Here is an 18300-nt window from a genome sequence, read left to right as displayed (position 1 = left end):
GCCGAGCATGCCGGCAGCTTGTCGCGTCCCTACATCACGGCACGCAGCTCAAATCGGTCGCCGTGAATGCGGAACTGGCAGTTGCCGTTCATGCGCTCGACGGCGAGCTTAATGCTCTTGGTGCCAAAGCCGTGGCCGGCGTGCTGGGCCACGGGCATGCCGTCAACCATACGCGGCGGGCGGTCAAACGTGTTGGAAACTAACAGCAGCAGCTGGGCGTCCTCTAATCGCAGGTCCAGATCGACGAATCGTTTGCCCTGGGGAGCGGCGCTCGCGGCGGTGATAGCGTTTTCCAAGGCATTTGAGAGCACGCTAAACAGGTCGGCGTCACCTACGTGGATGGTTTCGGGTACGGCGGCGCGCAGGTTGGCGGTAATGCCGTTTCTATTGATATCCGAGTTAAATGACGAAAGCGCGATGTTTACGGTCTCGTTGGCGCAGAAGCGGCGTACGGCGGTGCGGTCGCCGGCTTCGCAGAGTTCGTCGATGCGATCGAGCGCCTCGTCGGTGTGGCCCTCCTCAATTAAAGCGGCCAGGCCGCGCAGGAAGTGCCGCATGTCATGGCGCAGAACCGAAAGCTCGCGTCCAGATTGACGCCAGGCTTCGAGCTCTTTGATAGCTGCGCTATCGCGGGTCTCGAGCATCCAACGCTCGCGCTCGGCGGTTTCCTTTTCTTCGTATTCACGCAGGTAGACGGCGAGGAGCATAAGGTAGAAAGCGCAAAGCGCAAACGCCAAAAACTCAACGGTCACAACCGAGCCCGAGTGGAACAACGTGGTGTAGACGTTGGTGGCGTAGTCAAAGATGTAATAGACGAGCGGCAGGATGAGCAGAATCTCGAGCTCGGTAGGGCTTTTGACTGCCAAGCGCGGACCGATGTCGCCGGCCCAGTGCAGCAGGAGCGCAAAGACGGCGACCGTGGTGATAATGCGTGTCGCGTAGTACGCGATTTGCGAGCCGCAGGCGGCGAGCGCGGCGATGCCCATCCAGTTGCTAAATTGGCAGCTCAGGTATGCGCTGGTGACGCCGAGCATAACGAGCAAAGGGCTCAGCCGATAGCGCGCGCACAGATAGATGACGAGCGGCAGATGCACGACGAGCGGATACACCTGTCGAGCGAAAAGTTCGCCGCCAAAGACATTGGCGAGCGCAAAGGCGGTACCGGTGAGCACGTCAACCGCGATCAGCTCAAGCGCATGACGGCGGTTGATCTCGACCCCGCACAGCGCTGCCGAGGCGAAAACGCCAAAGAGCAGGGTCGTTGCGTGGTGGATTGCCCAAAGCAGCATTTCGGCTGTGGGGAGCATCAGTGCCTCCCGCCCTCAAAGCGCGCCGCAAAGTAGGCATCTTGGAACCCCTGCTTGCAACTGCGTGCCAACGGGATACAGGCGCCCGATCTCATGAAGATCTCCGTGCGGTCAAAGTGATCGATGTTGCGCAGGTTGACCTGGTAGCTGCGATGGCATTTAAAGAAGACCGCGTTTTGCGCCAAGCGGTCCTCGACGCTGCGGAACGATTCGAGCGCCTCGATATCGCGTCCGTCGCGCAGGTGGAAAACCACGTGCTTGTTGCGTGCCTCGGCATATTCGATGTCGGACAGGCGCAGGGCATGGTAACCAAAGGACGTTTTGATGACGAACTCGTCGGTCGCCGACGGGCGCATGCTCGAAAGCTCGTCGAGCAGCTGCGCCAGGCGTTCGTATGCCACGGGCTTGAGCAGGTAGTCGAAGGCGCGGACTTCGTAGGACTCCAGCGCAAACTCGGGCGACGAGGTGAGGAACACCAGGCGCACGGCGGTATCGGACTGGCGCAGCTCGCGCGCGGTGTCCATGCCGTTGACGAGCGGCATGATCATGTCGAGCAGGATGATGTCGGCGCGCGACGCGGCATGGCGCGCCAGCAGGTCCTCGCCGCGCGTAACGAGCGCAACATCGACCGCCGTGCCCTTCTCGGTCGACCAACGGTCGATCATCCGGTGCAGTCTATCTAGAAAAGCGACGTCATCGTCGCAGGCAATAATCTTGAGCATTCGGGCCCCCTTAGTAGTTCGATTTTGCCACATTGGGCGCGTGCCGCTCGCGGGGGAGCGCCCGTTCGTGCCTCATGGTGCGCAACTCGCGCCGAGCGGTATTGCGGTGGCGAAAGATGCCTCCTGCGCTATCGAGAGCTCGGCTATCCTCAGCTTGCCAGTTCGAAAATGGACCTGCCGCATGATTGAATCTTTATTTCAACTTTACACCTAGGTTTACAGCTGTCTTGTCAGCTGTAAACCTAGGTGTCATACTAAAGCCCCAAGATTCGCCAAAAGAGAGGGGCCTTGATGGCACAGAGCGCGAACATGGATGCATCGGAGCTTGCACGCGACATTGCGGCCGGCCTGGCATCGGCAACGACGGCAACGGAGCGCGCGGCATTGGTGCCCGCAGAGCTCGTCGAGGCCATTCAGCAACTTAAAACCCAACGCGACGCGGTGATCCTGGCACACTATTACGTGGCACCCGAGGTCCAGGCTGTGGCCGATTACGTCGGCGACAGCTTCTACCTGGCTAAGCTCGCCAAGAGCCTGCCGCAGCAGACCATCGTGCTGTGCGGCGTGGAGTTTATGGGCGAGAGCGCCAAGCTGCTCAACCCCACCAAGACCGTGCTGCTGCCCGAGCCGGGCGCGGACTGCCCCATGGCTCATATGGTCAAGCGCGAGACGGTCGACGCGGCGCGCGCCGAGTACGGCGACGACCTGGCCGTGGTCTGCTACGTCAACTCCACGGTCGAGATCAAGAGCTGGAGCGACGTGTGCGTCACCAGCTCCAACGCCGTCAAGATCGTGTCCGAGCTGCCGCAGCAGCATATCCTGTTCATTCCCGACCAAAACCTCGGCCGCTTCGTAGCCGAGCAGGTGCCGCAAAAGCACGTCATTCTCAACAACGGCTACTGCCCGCGCCATCACATCATCACCGTCGAGCAGATTGTCGACGCGACGGAGGCCCACCCCGACGCGCTCGTGCTGGCGCATCCTGAGTGCAAGGCCGACGTCCTTGCCGAGGCCGACTACATCGGCTCCACCGCCGGCATCATCAAGTATGCCGAGGAGTCCGACGCGAGCGAGTTTATTATCGTGACGGTCCGCGGCGTGCTCTACGAGCTCGAGCGCCGCTGCCAGGGCACCGGCAAGAAGTTCTACTTCCCCGCGGTGCAGCCCACCTGCGTCAACATGGATCTCATCACGCTCGAGAAGCTCGTGCACTGCCTGGAGACAGGCGAGGGCGAGGTGCAGATCGGCGTGTCGGGCGAGGCTGCCGATCAGGCCAAGCTCACGCTCGACCGCATGCTCGAGTACGCAGCGCGTTAGAACGATGTGGCATGAGGGACGGTCCCTTATGTCACATTCAAGGGAGAGGATTCCTGTGGAAACCAAGCAATACCCCGATATGGAGTGCGACGTCGTCATTGCCGGCTGCGGCGTAGCGGGCCTGTACGCGGCTCTCAACCTGCCGACGAGCACGCGCGTGATCATGCTCTCCAAGGGCGCGGTCGACGAGTGCGATTCGATGCTCGCGCAGGGCGGCATCTGCGTACTGCCCGAAGGCTCGGACTACGATGCCTTCTTTGAGGACACCATGCACGCCGGCCATTACGAGAACCGCCGCGAGAGTGTTGACATCATGATTCGCTCGAGCCGCTCGGTCATCAACGACCTGCTGGCCATGGGCGTGGATTTTGAGCGCAAGGCCGACGGCAGCCTCGACTTTACCCGCGAGGGCGCGCACAGCCGCCCGCGTATCGCCTTCCATGCCGACATCACCGGCAAGGAGATCACGACTAAGCTGCTCCAGGCCGTCCGCAAGCTGGACAACGTGCAGATTTTGGAGCACGTGGCCATGACCGACATCCTGACGGTCGTGCGCGATGGGGCCACGGTGTGCACTGGTGTCGTTGCCGTTTCCGTGGACGAGGACAACTCGGTTCGTCCCGCCGACGAGCTGACAAATGCCGCCGAGGGCGTGCATGCCGGCGAGCCGTTTAAGATCCATGCCTGCCACACGCTGTGGGCAACGGGCGGCATCGGCGGCGTATATGACCACTCGACCAACTACCCGCAGCTCACGGGTGATGCCTGCTACATCGCTCAGGAGCATGGTATTAAGATGGAGCACCTGGACTACGTGCAGATTCACCCCACGGGACTGTTCTCGCCGCAGCCGGGCCGCACCTTCCTGATCAGCGAGAGCTGCCGCGGCGAGGGCGCGATTTTGCTCAACGCCGCCGGCGAGCGCTTTACCGACGAGCTTCAGCCGCGCGATGTGGTCGCCGCCGCCATTCGCGAGCAGATGAAGCAGGACGGTACCGAGCACGAGTGGCTGAGCTTTGCCCCTGTCGAGCGCGACGTGGTGACTGGGCACTTTGCCAACATTCGCGCACGCTGCCTGGAGGACGGCCGCGATATCTTGGACGAGCCCATTCCCGTTACGCCCACGCAGCACTACTTTATGGGCGGCGTGTGGGTCGACAAGGACGGTCGCACCTCGATGCCCGAGCTCTACGCCGCCGGCGAGACGGCCTGCAATGGCGTGCACGGCAAGAACCGCCTAGCTTCTAACAGCCTGCTCGAGGCGCTGGTCTGGGGTCGTCGCGCCGCGTGGTATATGCGTACCGGCGAGTCGCTGGCCGTGGAGCAGGCCGGTGAGCCCGCGCTCGATGGACGCCATCGCGCCCTGAGTTCCGATATCCTTGCAATCGATGATTTGGCCCGTGCTGCCGGCATGCAGGCCGTGGAGGAGTAGAACATGAATCCCATTACCATGAAGCTCGTCGTCGATGATCTGATTTTGCAGGCTCTGCGCGAGGACATTACCTTTGAGGACGTGAGCACAGCGAGCGTGTGTCCCACGGCGCGTCCCGCCACGGTGGAGCTTATCGCCAAGGCCGATGGCATCATCGCGGGCTTGGATGTGTTCGCCCGCACCTTTGAGCTGCTGGATCCGCAGAGCTCCGTGTTGTTTGATGTCGCGGACGGCGACGAGGTGCACGCTGGCGATCACGTGGGCCAGGTGCGCGGAGACGCGCGCGTGCTGCTTTCGGGCGAGCGTGTGGCGCTCAACTACCTGCAGCGCATGAGCGGCATCGCTACTTACACGCATCGGATGGCGGCTGCGCTCGAGGGCACCAAGACCGTGCTTGTCGACACGCGCAAGACCACGCCGGGCATGCGCGTCTTCGAGAAGGCCGCGGTCGAGATTGGCGGCGGCAGCAATCACCGTTACAACCTGTCGACGGCCGTTATGCTCAAGGACAACCACATCGATGCCGCCGGCGGCGTGACGCGTGCGATCGAGATGGCGCGCGCCCATGCATCGTTTACCACGACGGTCGAGATCGAGTGCGAGAACCTGGACATGGTGCGCGAGGCCGTGGAGGCCGGCGCCGACATCATCATGTTCGACAACATGACCCACGACGACATGGCTGCTGCGATTGAGCTTATCGCCGGTCGCGCCAAGACCGAGTGCTCGGGCAACGTGGACGCCAACAATATCCGCGCCCTGGCTGATCTGGGTGTCGACTACATTAGCTCGGGCGCCCTGACGCACTCCGCGCCGATCCTCGACCTCTCGCTTAAGCACCTGCGTCTGTTGGACGGTAAATAATGGACGCCCGCGAGCGTCGCCGTGCCATTATGGGCGTGCTCGAGGAAGCCAAGGAACCCGTTTCGGGCAGCGCACTTGCCCGCGAGGTGGGTGTGAGCCGCCAAGTCGTGGTGCAAGACATCGCCCTGCTGCGCGCCGACGGGCACGATATCGTCGCCACCAATCGCGGCTATGTACTACAGGAGGCGGCGAGCAGCCCAGCTGTGCCCACGCGTCTGGTCAAGGTGCGCCACGGCGTGGAGCAGGCGGGCGATGAGCTCACGAGCATCGTCGACGCCGGTGGCGCCGTGCTCAACGTGATCGTTAATCACCGCGTGTACGGCAAGATCACGGCCGACCTGGACATCCGCAATCGTCGCGATGTTGAGCGCTACCTGCACGATATCGAGAGCGGCAAGAGCTTTCCGCTACTAACGGTGACGAGCGGCTATCACTTCCATCGCATTGCGGCAGAAGACGAGCAAACTCTCGACGAGATCGAGGCCATACTCAAGGAGAAGGGCTACCTTGCCGATTTAATGCCCTACGAGGATGATCTCTCGTAGCCGACGCTGCATCTATAAGTTGCGGTGAAATAGTTCCTAAAATCGGCATCCAAGCCATAAAACAGGAACTATTCCACCGCAACTGCCAAGGGTCCCCCCTCCAAATTAGCTGCCCATATAAGCAAAAGGAGGCCTCCGCGGCGATGCGGAGGCCTCCTTTTTTGTGCACGGTGTACTTTTGAGTGTGCAAGTGGGGGAGTTGTTACTCCTCGACGATCTCGGTGATCGCGCCGGCGGGGCAAGCGTCCTGGCAAGCGCCACAGGCGACGCAGGAGTCCTCGTCAGCGACGGTAGCGACGTCCTGGAGCTCCAGAACGCCAGCGGGGCAGGAGTCGACGCAAACGCCACAAGCGATGCACTCGTCGGCATCAATTACGGGATGAGCCATGGTAGTTTCCTCTCTGTTGACCGACGCTACAGACGATGCGCGCCGGTTTGATTCGGGCAAAAACATACCACGGGAGCGACCGTTTGCAATACCCTCTGGCCGGCATCTTCATACCGTTCGCCGAGTATGCCAAGGTTTACTAAAAAACGCGCAGGTGGGGCCGTTGAGCTGCGTAAATGTTAGCTAAAGGTGACTTGAAATATAGGGCGATTGAGCGTGCTTGCGGAAAGGGCATCCCGTTATTTGGCCGAAACCCGGGTCGCAGTTTCCGGTTGGGCCCGCTAGCGGAAACTGCGACCCGGTATCAGCTCTCAAAACGGGATACGGTTTCCGGTTGAGTCTTCAGACGGAAACTGCGACCCGGAATCCACGCTCAAACCGGGACGAGCTTTCCACAAGACGGCCCCCAGGCACCCCCGGACGCAAACCTCAGCCATCTCTACATAGATCTCGATAGATTTGCCGAGAACTCAAACAGTGCGTCTACCTGCGTATTTGCGAACCTAAACTCTCGGCAATAAGAAATCTTATATGAATTGACTTAGATTTTGTATATTCCGGCCCATAAGGGGATACACTACATCCTGAAAGACAAGCCGAAACACCGCTCGGCAGACCGCCGAGTCGGTGCAAACGCACAAGAGAGAGGGAATTTCTAATGGGCAAGATTCTTGGTATCGACCTTGGTACTACTAACTCCGCTATGGCCGTCCTCGAGGGCGGTTCTCCGACCATTATCGTGAACGCCGAGGGCGACCGCACCACCCCGTCCGTCGTGGGCTTCCGTGCCGACGGCGACCGCGTCGTGGGTAAGGCCGCTAAGAACCAGGCTGTCACCAACCCCAAGAACACCGTGTTCTCCATCAAGCGCTTCATGGGCCGCAAGTACTCCGAGTGCACCTCCGAGATCAAGACCGTGCCGTATGAGGTCAAGGAGGGCCAGGGTGGCCGTGCCGTCGTCGACATTGAGGGCAAGGATTACACCGCCGAGCAGGTAAGCGCCATGACGCTCGCCAAGATGAAGGCTGACGCCGAGAAGTATCTGGGCGAGACCGTCACCGACGCCGTCATCACCGTCCCGGCCTACTTCAACGACGCCCAGCGTCAGGCCACCAAGGATGCCGGCAAGATCGCCGGCCTCAACGTTAAGCGTATCGTCAACGAGCCGACCGCTGCTGCTCTGGCTTATGGCCTGGACAAGCAGGGCACCGACCAGCGCATTCTGGTCTTCGACCTGGGCGGCGGCACCTTCGACGTCTCCATCCTCGACCTCGCTGACGGCGTGTTTGAGGTTCTGTCCACCTCGGGCGACAACCACCTGGGTGGCGATGACTGGGATCAGCGCGTCATCGACTGGATGGCCGATAAGTTCCAGCAGGAGAACGGTGTCGACCTGCGTCAGGACCCCATGGCCCTGCAGCGTCTGAAGGAGGCCGCCGAGAACGCCAAGAAGGAGCTCTCCGCCGCCCAGCAGACCACCATCAACCTGCCGTTCATTACCATGAACCAGTCCGGCCCGCTGCACCTCAACTACACGCTGACCCGCGCCGAGTTCGAGAAGATCACCCGCGACCTGCTCGAGCGCTGCAAGCAGCCTGTCACCAACGCCCTGCGCGACGCCAAGCTTAAGCTCTCCGATCTGACCGAGGTCATCCTCGTCGGCGGCTCCACCCGTATGCCCGCCGTCCAGGAGCTCGTCAAGACCATGACCGGCAAGCAGCCCAACATGTCCGTGAACCCCGACGAGGTCGTTGCCGACGGCGCTGCCGTCCAGGGCGGCGTGCTCACCGGCGACGTCGAGGGCATCCTGCTGCTCGACGTTACCCCGCTGTCGCTGGGCGTCGAGACCATGGGCGGCATCATGACCAAGATGATCGACCGCAACACCACGATCCCGACCTCCAAGACCGAGGTTTACTCCACCGCTGCCGACAACCAGACCAGCGTCGAGATCAACGTGCTCCAGGGCGAGCGCGAGCTTGCCCGCGACAACAAGTCGCTCGGTAAGTTCCAGCTGACCGGTATCCCGGCTGCCCGCCGCGGCGTGCCGCAGATCGAGGTTACCTTCGACATTGACGCCAACGGCATCGTCAAGGTCTCTGCTAAGGACAAGGGCACCGGCAAGGAGCAGCAGATCACCATCTCCGGCTCCACCGCGCTTTCCGACGACGAAGTCGATCGTATGGTCAAGGACGCCGAGGCTCATGCCGAGGAGGACAAGAAGCAGAAGGAAGAGGTCGAGGTCCGCAACCAGACCGACAGCCTGTGCTACTCCACCGAGCAGACCCTCAACGAGCTGGGCGACAAGGTTTCCGCCGACGTGAAGTCCAAGGCCGAGGCCGCTATCGCCGACGCCAAGAAGGCGCTCGAGGGCTCTGACGTCGAGGCCATCAAGGCCGCCGGCGAGTCCCTGCAGTCTGTGGCCTACGAGCTGGCCCAGGTTGTCTACGCCGACGCTCAGCAGCAGACCGACGGTGCCGCCGGCGCCCAGCCTGCCGACGATGACGTCGTCGACGCCGACTACGAGGTTGTGGACGACGAGGACAAGTAATCATGTCCGCCCGTAAAGCTCGCACGGAGGTGGCTGCCGCTGGCGCCGCCCCCGTTGACTCTGAGGAGAAGGACGTGAAGATTCCCGTAGAGGCCGCAGACGATACCGAGGTTAATGAGGCCCCGGCCGCCGAGGCTGCCGAGAACCAGGTAGAGGATTCCAACAAGGAGGCGACGATGACCGAGGACGAGATGGTGGAAGCCGCTATCCGCGCCGGTGAGGAAGCCGCCGACAACGACTTTAAGCTCAAGTTCGAGCAGGCCCAGAAGGAGCTTGCCGACGTGCGCAATGAGCTCGATGCTGCGGCAGAGGCTCAGAAGGCCGCCGAGGACAAGGCAAAGGACGCTACCGAGCGCACCGCCCGCCTGCAGGCCGACTGGGAGAACTTCCGTCGCCGCACCGCCAACGAGCGCATCGCCGAGCGCGAGCGCGCGACCGAGAAGCTCGTTACCGCGCTGTTGCCGGTGATCGACGATATCGAGCGCGCGATCGACCATGCCCGCAGCCAAGAGCTTTCCGACGACTTTAAGCAGTTCGTCGACGGCGTCGATGCGGTTCATGCCAAGCTGCTTGATGTGTTTGCGCACGAGGGCGTTGAGCCCATCGACCCCAAGGGCGAGGCGTTCGATCCGCTCGAGCACCAGGCCGTGGGCCGCGTCGAGGACGCATCGCAGTACGACGAGACCGTCAACGACGTGTACCAGAAGGGCTACCGCATGGCGGATCGCATCCTGCGTTCCGCCATGGTGACGGTGACCTACGGTGGCGAGAAGCGCCCCGCACCGGAGCCCGAAGCGGCGCCCGAGGATGCTACGGCCGATACGGCCGAGAGCACCGAGGAGTAATTGAAAAGGGCCCCGGGGCAACACCCGGGGCCCTTTCTGACCAAGTGCCATATGACAGCATGAGCCGCCGTCCGCAGGGGCGGCGGATGTAACAGGAGAGGAGCTACGATGGCTGCAGGCAAAACCTTCTATGACATCCTGGGCGTATCCAAGAGCGCCTCCGACAAAGAGATCAAGAGCGCGTTTCGCAAGCTCGCGCAAAAATATCACCCCGATGCCGGCGGCGACGAGGCCAAGTTCAAGGAGATCAGCGAGGCCTACGAGACGCTTTCGGACGAGAAGAAGCGCAAAGAGTACGACCAGATGCTCATGTTTGGCGGCATGCCGGGCGCAGGCGGCGCGTATGGCGGCGGCTACGGTGCCGGCGCGGGTGCCAGCGGCTGGGGCGACATCTTCGACAGCATCTTTAGCGGCAACGGTGCCTGGGGTAGCGATTGGGGCTCGGGCTTTGCCGGGGCTGCGGGCGCTGCCGGTGCCGGTGCGGGTCGCAACCGCGCGCGCAAGGGCGGCGACCTGTCGCTGACCGTCGATGTGACGGCCGAGGACGCGTTTCGCGGCGTGACGCACAAAGTCACCTATCGCATTCCCTCGACAGGCGAGCAGCAGACCATTACGGTCTCGGTCCCCGCGGGCGCGGTCGACGGCGGCAAGCTACGCTACAAGCGTCGCGGCGAGTATGGCGTTGCGGGTGGCGAGCGCGGCGACCTGGTCGTGACCACGCATGTGGAGGAGCACCCGCTGTTTAAGCGCAAAGGCGCCGACGTGACCATGGAGGTACCGGTCTCGGTCTACGAGGCGGCGCTCGGCTGCACGGTGGACGTGCCCACGCCCGGCGGCGCGACGGTCCGTTTGAAAGTGCCCGCGGGTACCCAGACGGGCAAGAAGTTCCGCTTTAAGGAGATGGGAGCGCCCGACGTTAAGCACCGTGGCCGTACGGGCGCGCTGCTCGTCGAGATCAAGGTGCAGGTCCCCACGAACCTATCCGATGACGAGCGCGATGCCATGACCAAGCTGCGCGAGGCCGACACACGCGACTATCGCGAGAAGGTCAACCGTTACAAGGCGACGTACTAGGGCGGTCGCGGCGCACGACCACGCCCGCGGGCTTATGATGGACGATAACGAGACGGAAAGGGGTCAGGTAGCATGGCCGAGGACAATAGGAACAAACCGCTGTACATGATCAGCGTGGCGGCCGAGCTGACCGGCATGCATCCGCAGACTCTGCGCGTCTACGAGTCCAAGGGCCTGGTGAACCCCCAGCGCTCGGGCGGCAACACGCGCCTGTATTCGCGTGCAGATATCGAGCGCCTGGAGCTCATCAACCAGCTGACCGACGAGGGCATCAACCTTGCCGGCGTGGTGCGCATCCTCGATATGAAGGAGCGTGCCGAGGAGCGCGAGCGCGAGAACGAAAAACTCCGTGCCCGCGTGCGCCAGCTCGAGGACGAGCTGCACGAGTACAAGATGCAGAAGAAGATCACCGCCCTGGCCCCGCGCGATGGCTCAGTCAACCCCGAGCAAGTCATGCGCAAGCTGCTGGGCGCCGGCGGAGATCTCTAGGTTACGCCGTTCTGCCGAACGGCGTAACGGCTCGACGCTGCGCGGGTCGCATTTGGACAATCTGACGTTCAACTTCAAGGGCGCGACCAGAAGGTCAGCGCCCTTTCGTTTCACGTCACCTTGTCTCAAATGCGGCCCGCTCGCTGTCCGTCCTCTACCTGCGGCGTTGCTTTCTCCGGATACGGTAGGGTAGTCATTGGGGACGTTCTTAAATGACTAGTCGAAAGGGACACTCTTGCACCAAATCTGCCGGTCCTGCACCGGGTTCGTCCTTTGCTTTACCGAGATAAAGTGAACGTGCAGATTCGTAACCCACTCGCAACCGTTCTATGGCACGATATTGAACGAATGTATGCTATGCGCCCGAGCCTTTCGGGCAGAGTGGGAGACAGTATGGTCAAGCTGTACGAGGGCGGCATCTACTTGCGTAACGGCAGCGAGGTTGTGCCTGCGGCCGAGGCTGCCGAGCGCGGTATTACGCAGACGCCCGAGGATGCCAAGCGTGGCACCATCGCGTATTCGATCCTTCAGGCACACAACACGTCCGGCGACCCCGAGGCGCTCAAGATTCGCTTCGATGCCATGGCGAGCCACGACATCACCTTTGTTGGCATCATCCAGACGGCGCGCGCCTCGGGCATGGAGCAGTTCCCGCTGCCCTACGTGCTCACCAACTGCCATAACTCGCTGTGCGCCGTGGGCGGCACCATCAACGAGGACGACCACGTCTTTGGCCTCTCGGCTGCCAAGAAGTACGGCGGCATTTTCGTCCCGCCGCATATCGCCGTCATCCACTCCTTTATGCGTGAGAACTTCGCCGGTTGCGGCAAGATGATTCTGGGTTCCGACTCGCACACCCGCTATGGCGCCCTGGGCACCATGGCCGTGGGTGAGGGCGGCGGCGAGTTGGCCAAACAGCTGCTGCGCGACACCTACGACGTCGCCTATCCCGGTGTCGTTGCCATCTACCTCACGGGCGCCCCGCGCCCCGGCGTCGGCCCGCACGACGTGGCGCTCGCCATCATCCGCGCCGTCTTTGCCAAGGGCTACGTTAAGAACAGGGTCATGGAGTTTGTGGGCCCGGGCATCGCGAGCATGACGACCGATTACCGCAACGGCGTTGACGTCATGACCACCGAGACCACCTGCCTGTCGAGCATCTGGGCCACCGACGAGGACACGCACGCGTTTTTGACCATGCACGGCCGCGGCGAGGACTACCGCGAGCTCAAGCCCGCCGATGTTGCCTACTACGACGGCTGCGTCGAAGTCGATCTGTCGAGCATCAAGCCCATGATCGCGCTGCCGTTCCATCCTTCTAACGGCTTTGAGATCGACGAGCTCAACGAGAGCCTCGAGGACATCCTGCACGAGGTGGAGCTCGAGGCTGCCAAGATCGGCGAGGGCAAGACGCACTTTAGCCTGCTCGACAAGATCGTCGACGGCAAGCTGTACGTGCAGCAGGGCGTTATCGCCGGCTGCTCGGGCGGCAACTACGACTCCGTGGTCCAGGCTGCCCGCGTGCTCAAGGGCGCCAACACCGGCTGCGGCGAGTTCTCGCTGTCGGTCTATCCCACGAGCCAGCCCGTGACACTCGAGCTTACACGCCGCGGCTACATCTACGACCTTATGGAGGCCGGCGCGATCGTTCGCACGGCGTTCTGCGGTCCGTGCTTTGGCGCCGGCGACACGCCTGCCAACAACGGCCTGTCCATCCGCCACACCACGCGCAATTTCCCCAACCGCGAGGGCTCCAAGCCGGGTAATGGCCAGCTGAGCGCCGTGGCCCTGATGGACGCCCGCTCCATTGCGGCGACGGCTGCCAACGGCGGCGTCCTGACGCCGGCGACCGACCTGCCCGAGGAGACTTGGGACGAGGCCTGCGAGTACACCTTTGACGACGCACCGTACAAAAAGCGCGTGTACTGGGGCTTTGGCAAGGCGGAGCCTGCCGACGAGCTGGTCGAAGGCCCCAACATCAAGCCGTGGCCCGCGATGGAGCCCCTCGGCGACGATATCCTGCTCAAGGTGTGCTCCAAGATCATGGACCCGGTCACCACGACCGACGAGCTCATCCCCTCGGGCGAGACGAGCTCCTTCCGCTCCAACCCGCTGGGCCTGGCCGAGTTTACGCTCAGCCGCCGCGACCCGGCCTACGTGGGCCGCTCCAAGGAGGTCGACGCGGTGGAAAAGCGCCGTGTGGCCGGTGAGGCCGCGGGCGACCTGGCGGCGCTCGATGCCGAGCTTGCCGGTGTGTTTGAGGCACTGGCCGGCGCGGGTGTCGCGGCCGATGCCAAGGCGACCGAGTGTGGCTCCATGCTCTATGCCAAGAAGCCTGGTGACGGTTCTGCCCGCGAGCAGGCCGCGAGCTGCCAGCGCGTGATTGGCGGCTTGGCCAATATCGTTCACGAGTACGCCACCAAGCGCTATCGCTCCAACGTGATGAACTGGGGCATGGTGCCCTTCCAGATGGAGGCTGAGCCCAACTTTGAGGTGGGCGACTATGTCTTTGTGCCGGGTATCCGCGCTGCGCTCGATGGTGACCTGAAGAACATCGCCGCCTACGTGGTGCGCGCCGACGGCACGGTCGAGCAGATTGAGCTCTATATTGCCGATATGACGGCAGAGGAGCGTGCCATCGTCAAGGCCGGCTGCCTGATCAACTACAACAAGTTCAAGGCCGCTGCCGAGTAACGCACATACTTGTCCGCCCCGGTTATACCTTTCCCTGCCGCTCACGCGCTTCGCGAGGGTCGCGTCAGAGAAAGGTATAACCGGGGCTACTTGTTAAGTGCTGCTCGTTGGGTCTTGAGGGCGCTAAAATCGAGGTTGCAACTCTCCTCTATGGGGGAGTGCGCCTTTGTTCATATGCTATCTAGAATTGACAGTATGAAGTTGGCGCTTTAAAGTGAGCTCAAAACACTCTCGTTTGTGGAGTTGAAGATGAAGCGTTGCACTTCTGTTTTGTTGCTGTTGGTGGCTTGCGTCGTCGCTGCTGCGGGCGTGGTCCTATTTGGCTCGCTTATCTTCTATGGGCCGAGTGGGGTTGAGCAGACGGTTGAGATGGCGTCCCTTGTTGCATCGATGCCCGGGCAAATGATTTCGGACGTTACAAAGCCCGATGAGATAACGCTCGATATCGAGGAAACGCCGGGCATTCTAAGCATAAGCAACTACCCCATGATTGAACTTGGCTCGTCTCGCTATACCAAGGACGAGAAGTTGTCCCGACAGGCGCTGGACTTGCTAAACGGGCGTTCGTTCAAACGCTGGGACGGTTGGGATGCCTATGAGCGCCGACGTGGTTCTGTGAACGGTGGCTACTATACAACGCTGAAGTTGTATTCATCTGATGGCAAACTGATGCGCACCGTTAACTACAATCCGGAATACGCAAAAGCCGGAGGTGGGGACGGCGTCTATATCCAAGATGGCGGCGTGACCTACATTCTTGAAGGCGACCAGCAGCAGGTGATCGATTTTTTGGATCGTTGCGTGATGGACGCGTACGACCAGACCTGCCTGCCCGACCCGCAGACTGCACGCGATGGTGGATCTGCTCGTACATGGCTATTCGAGGATGAGATGCCCTGGACCGCCGAATCGGGAAGCACGGGCTCGTCAAAAGAGTAGAGAACGCGACCACCACAAAGGTGCCCCTTTGCGGTGGTTTTCAGTCTGTCTCGATCTGTAACATCTGGGCCGTTAAAAGTGGGCTTGGTGTTGCAGATTTAGATTATCGATTCGGGTGTCTTCTGTTTATCTCGATCTGTAACAGGTGGACCCTTATTTGCCGAGTAGTTGTTACAGATTTAGACAAACGGGCGCTGCCGATCATTTCATCTCGATCTGTAACATCTGGACCCAAAAACGGCTGCTAGATGTTACAGATCGAGACGGTTGGTCGTCGGGGATGCAGTGGGTCGGCGTCTCAGTACCCTATCCTTCAATCACTCAGAAAATCTTATATATAGAGACTTAGATTTGTGTATAAGAACGCGCAAAGCTGGCAACAATACTTCTCGAACAACGTGAAGCCGCCCCGTAGGGCGGCCGCCCCAAGAGAGGTGATTCCATGAGAATCGATAAGCTAGCAATGACGTCGCGCGAGGCGCTGCAGACCGCCATGAGCACGGCTGCCGACGCGCAGGCCGGCGCGGTGGAGCCGATCCACCTGCTGTCTGCCCTGCTCGGCGCCGGCGAGCGTAACATCTCCGTGATCATCGAGCGCATCGGCGCCGATCCCGCTCAGCTCGCGCGTTCCACGCAGGATGCCATCGACCACGCGCCCAAGGTTTCGGGCGAGGGCCAGCAGATGGGTCTTTCCAACGAGCTCGTTCGCGTCATCGAGAAGGCTGAGAAGAAGGCCACCAAGATGGGCGACAGCTTTGTGGTGACCGAGCATCTGCTCATGGCGCTTGCCGAGGACAAGGGCGAGGCTGGCCGCGTGCTGCGCGACGCTGGCGTTACCAAGGAGCGCATCGAGCAGGTCTACGAGGAGCTGCGCGGTGATGACCGCGTGACGTCTGCCGAGGACAAGACCCAGTTTGAGGCGCTGGAGCAGTACGGCCGCAATATCTGCGACCTCGCCCGCGCCGGCAAACTCGACCCGGTCATCGGCCGTACCGACGAGATCCGCCGCACCATCCAGGTCCTGTCCCGCCGCACCAAGAACAATCCCGTGCTCATCGGCGAGCCGGGCGTCGGCAAGACGGCCATCGTCGAGGGTATCGCCCAGCGTATCGTGGCCGGCGACGTGCCGAGTACCCTGCGCGACCGCGACCTCATCGAGCTCGATATGAGCGCGCTGGTCGCCGGCGCCAAGTACCGCGGCGAGTTCGAGGACCGTTTGAAGGCCGTGCTCAAGGAAGTCCAGAAGTCCGAAGGCAAGGTCATCCTGTTTATCGACGAACTCCACACCATCGTGGGCGCGGGTGCCACCGAGGGTTCTATGGACGCCGGCAACATCCTCAAGCCGGCGCTCGCCCGTGGCGACCTGCACGCGATCGGCGCGACCACGCTCGACGAGTATCGCAAGTACATCGAGAAGGACGCGGCGCTCGCACGCCGTTTCCAGACCGTTCTGGTGAGCGAGCCCACCGTCGAGGACACCATCTCGATCCTGCGTGGCCTCAAGGAGAAGTACGAGATCTTCCACGGCGTGCACATCACCGACGGCGCGCTCGTGGCGGCCGCAGACCTCTCCGATCGCTACATCGCCGACCGCTTCCTGCCCGACAAGGCTATCGACCTGGTCGATGAGGCCGCAAGCCGCCTGCGCATGGAGCTCGACAGCATGCCGGTCGAGATCGACGCCACCACGCGTCAGCTCACCCAGCTACAGATCGAGGAGCAGGCGCTCATGAAGGAGACCGACGACGCCTCCAAGGAGCGTCTGGGGGCCCTGCGCCAGGAGATTGCCGAGATCCAGGAAAAGCTCAACGTGCAAAAGGCCGGCTGGCTCAACCAAAAGAACGCCATCGACCGCGTGCAGGAGCTCAAGGGCCAGCTCGACGAGGCCAAGAGCGAGGAGGAGCGGGCGACGCGTAACGGCGATCTGGGCCGTGCGTCCGAGCTGCGCTACGCTGTGATTCCGGGCCTACAGCAGCAGATTCAGGAGTCCGAGGCCGCGCTCGAGGCGCAGAAGGAGCAAAACGGCGAAGGCCTGAACGAGCAGGTGACCTCCGATGAGATCGCCGAGGTCGTGAGCGCCTGGACCGGCGTGCCCGTTTCCAAGATGATGCAGGGCGAGCTCGACAAGCTCAAGGGCCTGGAAGGCGAGCTGCATAAGCGTGTCATCGGCCAGGACGAGGCCGTCTCCGCCGTCGCCGCGGCCGTGCGCCGCAGCCGCGCGGGTCTCTCCGATCCGGACAAGCCCATCGGCAGCTTCTTCTTTCTCGGTCCCACTGGCGTGGGCAAGACCGAGCTCGCCAAGGCGCTGGCCGAGTGCCTGTTCGACGACGAGCGCGCGCTCGTACGTATCGACATGTCCGAGTACATGGAGAAATTCAGCGTCCAGCGTCTGATCGGTGCGCCTCCGGGATACGTGGGCTACGACGAGGGCGGCCAGCTCACCGAGGCCGTGCGCCGTCGTCCGTACTCCGTGATCTTGCTCGACGAGATGGAGAAGGCTCATCCGGACGTCTTCAACGTGCTGCTGCAGGTGCTTGATGACGGTCGTCTGACCGATGGTCAGGGTCGTCAGGTGTCCTTCAAGAACACGATCATCATCATGACGTCCAACGTGGGCTCCAAGGCCATCGCCGACCTGTCCGGTAAGGACGAGGAGGAGATGCGCCATCAGGTCGACGCGGCCATGGCTCAGACCTTCCGCCCCGAGTTCCTCAACCGTATCGACGACATCGTGGTGTTCCATCCGCTCGGCATGGCGCAGATCGAGAAGATCGTCGACATCCAGCTTGCCGACGTCCGCGCACGCCTGGCCAAGGAGCGCATGACGCTTGCCATCACCCCAGCGGCCAAGCAGATGCTCGCCGTGGGCGGCCTGGACCCGGTCTTTGGCGCCCGTCCGCTCAAGCGCCTGGTGCAGCGCGAGGTCGTGGACGCCATCGCCGCCGCCATCATCGATGGTACGGTGCGCGAGGGCGATCAGGTGACGGTCGATGTCGACAAGGACGGCGGCTTTACCGTCGTGTGCGACAACACGCCGTCGGCCACCTACGAGGTCCCCGACGCCGAGTAGATTTTTGGGACATGCCTTAAAATCTACCAGCTCGTCTCTAAACGCCAAGGGCGACGGATCCAA

The 18300-nt window shown here is 62.1% G+C and carries 14 protein-coding genes; 11 read left to right on the top strand and 3 right to left on the bottom strand.

The features are described 5' to 3' along the window. Positions 1–29: 29 nt before the first annotated feature. Both AB5767_RS04210 and AB5767_RS04205 read right to left on the bottom strand, forming a co-directional pair. Complete coding sequence (locus AB5767_RS04210) at positions 30–1307, bottom strand: GHKL domain-containing protein (protein ID WP_368131597.1); 1278 nt, start codon at positions 1305–1307, stop codon at positions 30–32. Then, positions 1307–2029, bottom strand: a complete 723-nt coding sequence (locus tag AB5767_RS04205; protein ID WP_368131598.1) for a LytR/AlgR family response regulator transcription factor — start codon at positions 2027–2029, stop codon at positions 1307–1309. The genes AB5767_RS04210 and AB5767_RS04205 overlap by 1 nt, the downstream gene beginning before the upstream one ends. Positions 2030–2320: 291 nt before the next feature. Here AB5767_RS04205 and nadA point away from each other — a divergent pair, with 291 nt between their 5' ends. From nadA to AB5767_RS04185, 4 genes are read left to right on the top strand one after another with little or no spacing between them, the layout of a single operon-like run. Further along, positions 2321–3346 (top strand): quinolinate synthase NadA, encoded by a 1026-nt coding sequence (gene nadA / locus AB5767_RS04200; RefSeq protein WP_346963351.1) that lies wholly within the window; start codon positions 2321–2323, stop codon positions 3344–3346. Between the two features lie 28 nt (positions 3347–3374). Then, complete coding sequence (locus AB5767_RS04195; RefSeq protein ID WP_438265965.1) at positions 3375–4778, top strand: L-aspartate oxidase; 1404 nt, start codon at positions 3375–3377, stop codon at positions 4776–4778. A gap of 3 nt (positions 4779–4781) precedes the next feature. Beyond that, positions 4782–5642, top strand: a complete 861-nt coding sequence (gene nadC / locus AB5767_RS04190) for a carboxylating nicotinate-nucleotide diphosphorylase (protein WP_368131601.1) — start codon at positions 4782–4784, stop codon at positions 5640–5642. Continuing rightward, positions 5642–6187, top strand: a complete 546-nt coding sequence (locus tag AB5767_RS04185) for a transcription repressor NadR (RefSeq protein ID WP_368131602.1) — start codon at positions 5642–5644, stop codon at positions 6185–6187. The genes nadC and AB5767_RS04185 overlap by 1 nt, the downstream gene beginning before the upstream one ends. 202 nt (positions 6188–6389) lie before the next feature. On the opposite strand, the gene AB5767_RS04180 is transcribed toward AB5767_RS04185, so the two are convergent. Next, the gene (locus AB5767_RS04180) at positions 6390–6575 is read right to left on the bottom strand and encodes a DUF362 domain-containing protein (protein ID WP_006235216.1); all 186 of its coding nucleotides are present in this window, start codon (positions 6573–6575) and stop codon (positions 6390–6392) included. Between the two features lie 658 nt (positions 6576–7233). Between AB5767_RS04180 and dnaK the strand changes: the two genes are divergently transcribed. The 7 genes from dnaK (at position 7234) to clpB (ending at position 18237) form a co-directional block, all read left to right on the top strand. Then, the gene (gene dnaK / locus AB5767_RS04175; protein ID WP_006235214.1) at positions 7234–9126 is read left to right on the top strand and encodes a molecular chaperone DnaK; all 1893 of its coding nucleotides are present in this window, start codon (positions 7234–7236) and stop codon (positions 9124–9126) included. Positions 9127–9128: 2 nt separating this feature from the next. Further along, positions 9129–9971, top strand: a complete 843-nt coding sequence (locus AB5767_RS04170; protein WP_368131604.1) for a nucleotide exchange factor GrpE — start codon at positions 9129–9131, stop codon at positions 9969–9971. Positions 9972–10079: 108 nt separating this feature from the next. After that, positions 10080–11045 carry a DnaJ C-terminal domain-containing protein gene (locus AB5767_RS04165; protein WP_161145387.1) on the top strand — a complete coding sequence of 322 codons (966 nt, stop codon included), beginning with the start codon at positions 10080–10082 and terminating at the stop codon, positions 11043–11045. Between the two features lie 72 nt (positions 11046–11117). Then, positions 11118–11534, top strand: coding sequence for a heat shock protein transcriptional repressor HspR (locus AB5767_RS04160; RefSeq protein ID WP_006235210.1), 417 nt, complete (start codon positions 11118–11120; stop codon positions 11532–11534). Between the two features lie 393 nt (positions 11535–11927). After that, positions 11928–14228 (top strand): hydratase, encoded by a 2301-nt coding sequence (locus AB5767_RS04155; protein ID WP_368131606.1) that lies wholly within the window; start codon positions 11928–11930, stop codon positions 14226–14228. 249 nt (positions 14229–14477) lie between these two features. Continuing rightward, positions 14478–15167 (top strand): hypothetical protein, encoded by a 690-nt coding sequence (locus AB5767_RS04150; RefSeq protein ID WP_368131607.1) that lies wholly within the window; start codon positions 14478–14480, stop codon positions 15165–15167. 442 nt (positions 15168–15609) lie between these two features. Then, positions 15610–18237, top strand: a complete 2628-nt coding sequence (gene clpB, locus AB5767_RS04145; RefSeq protein ID WP_368131608.1) for an ATP-dependent chaperone ClpB — start codon at positions 15610–15612, stop codon at positions 18235–18237. Positions 18238–18300: the final 63 nt, after the last annotated feature.

Origin of the sequence: Collinsella aerofaciens (assembly GCF_040926265.1) — a bacterium.
Classification (GTDB): domain Bacteria; phylum Actinomycetota; class Coriobacteriia; order Coriobacteriales; family Coriobacteriaceae; genus Collinsella; species Collinsella aerofaciens_BB.
The sequence above is the reverse complement of the archived record's forward strand: the minus strand, read 5'-3'. Positions and strand labels throughout refer to the sequence as shown.

What these genes read in the sequence shown, in the direction of transcription:
- AB5767_RS04195 (WP_438265965.1), top strand. Translation starts at nt 3,375, where the DNA reads ATGTCACATTCAAGGGAGAGGATTCCTGTGGAAACCAAGCAATACCCC.
- AB5767_RS04210 (WP_368131597.1), bottom strand. Translation starts at nt 1,307, where the DNA reads ATGCTCCCCACAGCCGAAATGCTGCTTTGGGCAATCCACCACGCAACG.
- nadC (WP_368131601.1), top strand. Translation starts at nt 4,782, where the DNA reads ATGAATCCCATTACCATGAAGCTCGTCGTCGATGATCTGATTTTGCAG.
- dnaK (WP_006235214.1), top strand. Translation starts at nt 7,234, where the DNA reads ATGGGCAAGATTCTTGGTATCGACCTTGGTACTACTAACTCCGCTATG.
- AB5767_RS04170 (WP_368131604.1), top strand. Translation starts at nt 9,129, where the DNA reads ATGTCCGCCCGTAAAGCTCGCACGGAGGTGGCTGCCGCTGGCGCCGCC.
- AB5767_RS04150 (WP_368131607.1), top strand. Translation starts at nt 14,478, where the DNA reads ATGAAGCGTTGCACTTCTGTTTTGTTGCTGTTGGTGGCTTGCGTCGTC.
- nadA (WP_346963351.1), top strand. Translation starts at nt 2,321, where the DNA reads ATGGCACAGAGCGCGAACATGGATGCATCGGAGCTTGCACGCGACATT.
- clpB (WP_368131608.1), top strand. Translation starts at nt 15,610, where the DNA reads ATGAGAATCGATAAGCTAGCAATGACGTCGCGCGAGGCGCTGCAGACC.
- AB5767_RS04165 (WP_161145387.1), top strand. Translation starts at nt 10,080, where the DNA reads ATGGCTGCAGGCAAAACCTTCTATGACATCCTGGGCGTATCCAAGAGC.
- AB5767_RS04180 (WP_006235216.1), bottom strand. Translation starts at nt 6,575, where the DNA reads ATGGCTCATCCCGTAATTGATGCCGACGAGTGCATCGCTTGTGGCGTT.
- AB5767_RS04160 (WP_006235210.1), top strand. Translation starts at nt 11,118, where the DNA reads ATGGCCGAGGACAATAGGAACAAACCGCTGTACATGATCAGCGTGGCG.
- AB5767_RS04205 (WP_368131598.1), bottom strand. Translation starts at nt 2,029, where the DNA reads ATGCTCAAGATTATTGCCTGCGACGATGACGTCGCTTTTCTAGATAGA.
- AB5767_RS04185 (WP_368131602.1), top strand. Translation starts at nt 5,642, where the DNA reads ATGGACGCCCGCGAGCGTCGCCGTGCCATTATGGGCGTGCTCGAGGAA.
- AB5767_RS04155 (WP_368131606.1), top strand. Translation starts at nt 11,928, where the DNA reads ATGGTCAAGCTGTACGAGGGCGGCATCTACTTGCGTAACGGCAGCGAG.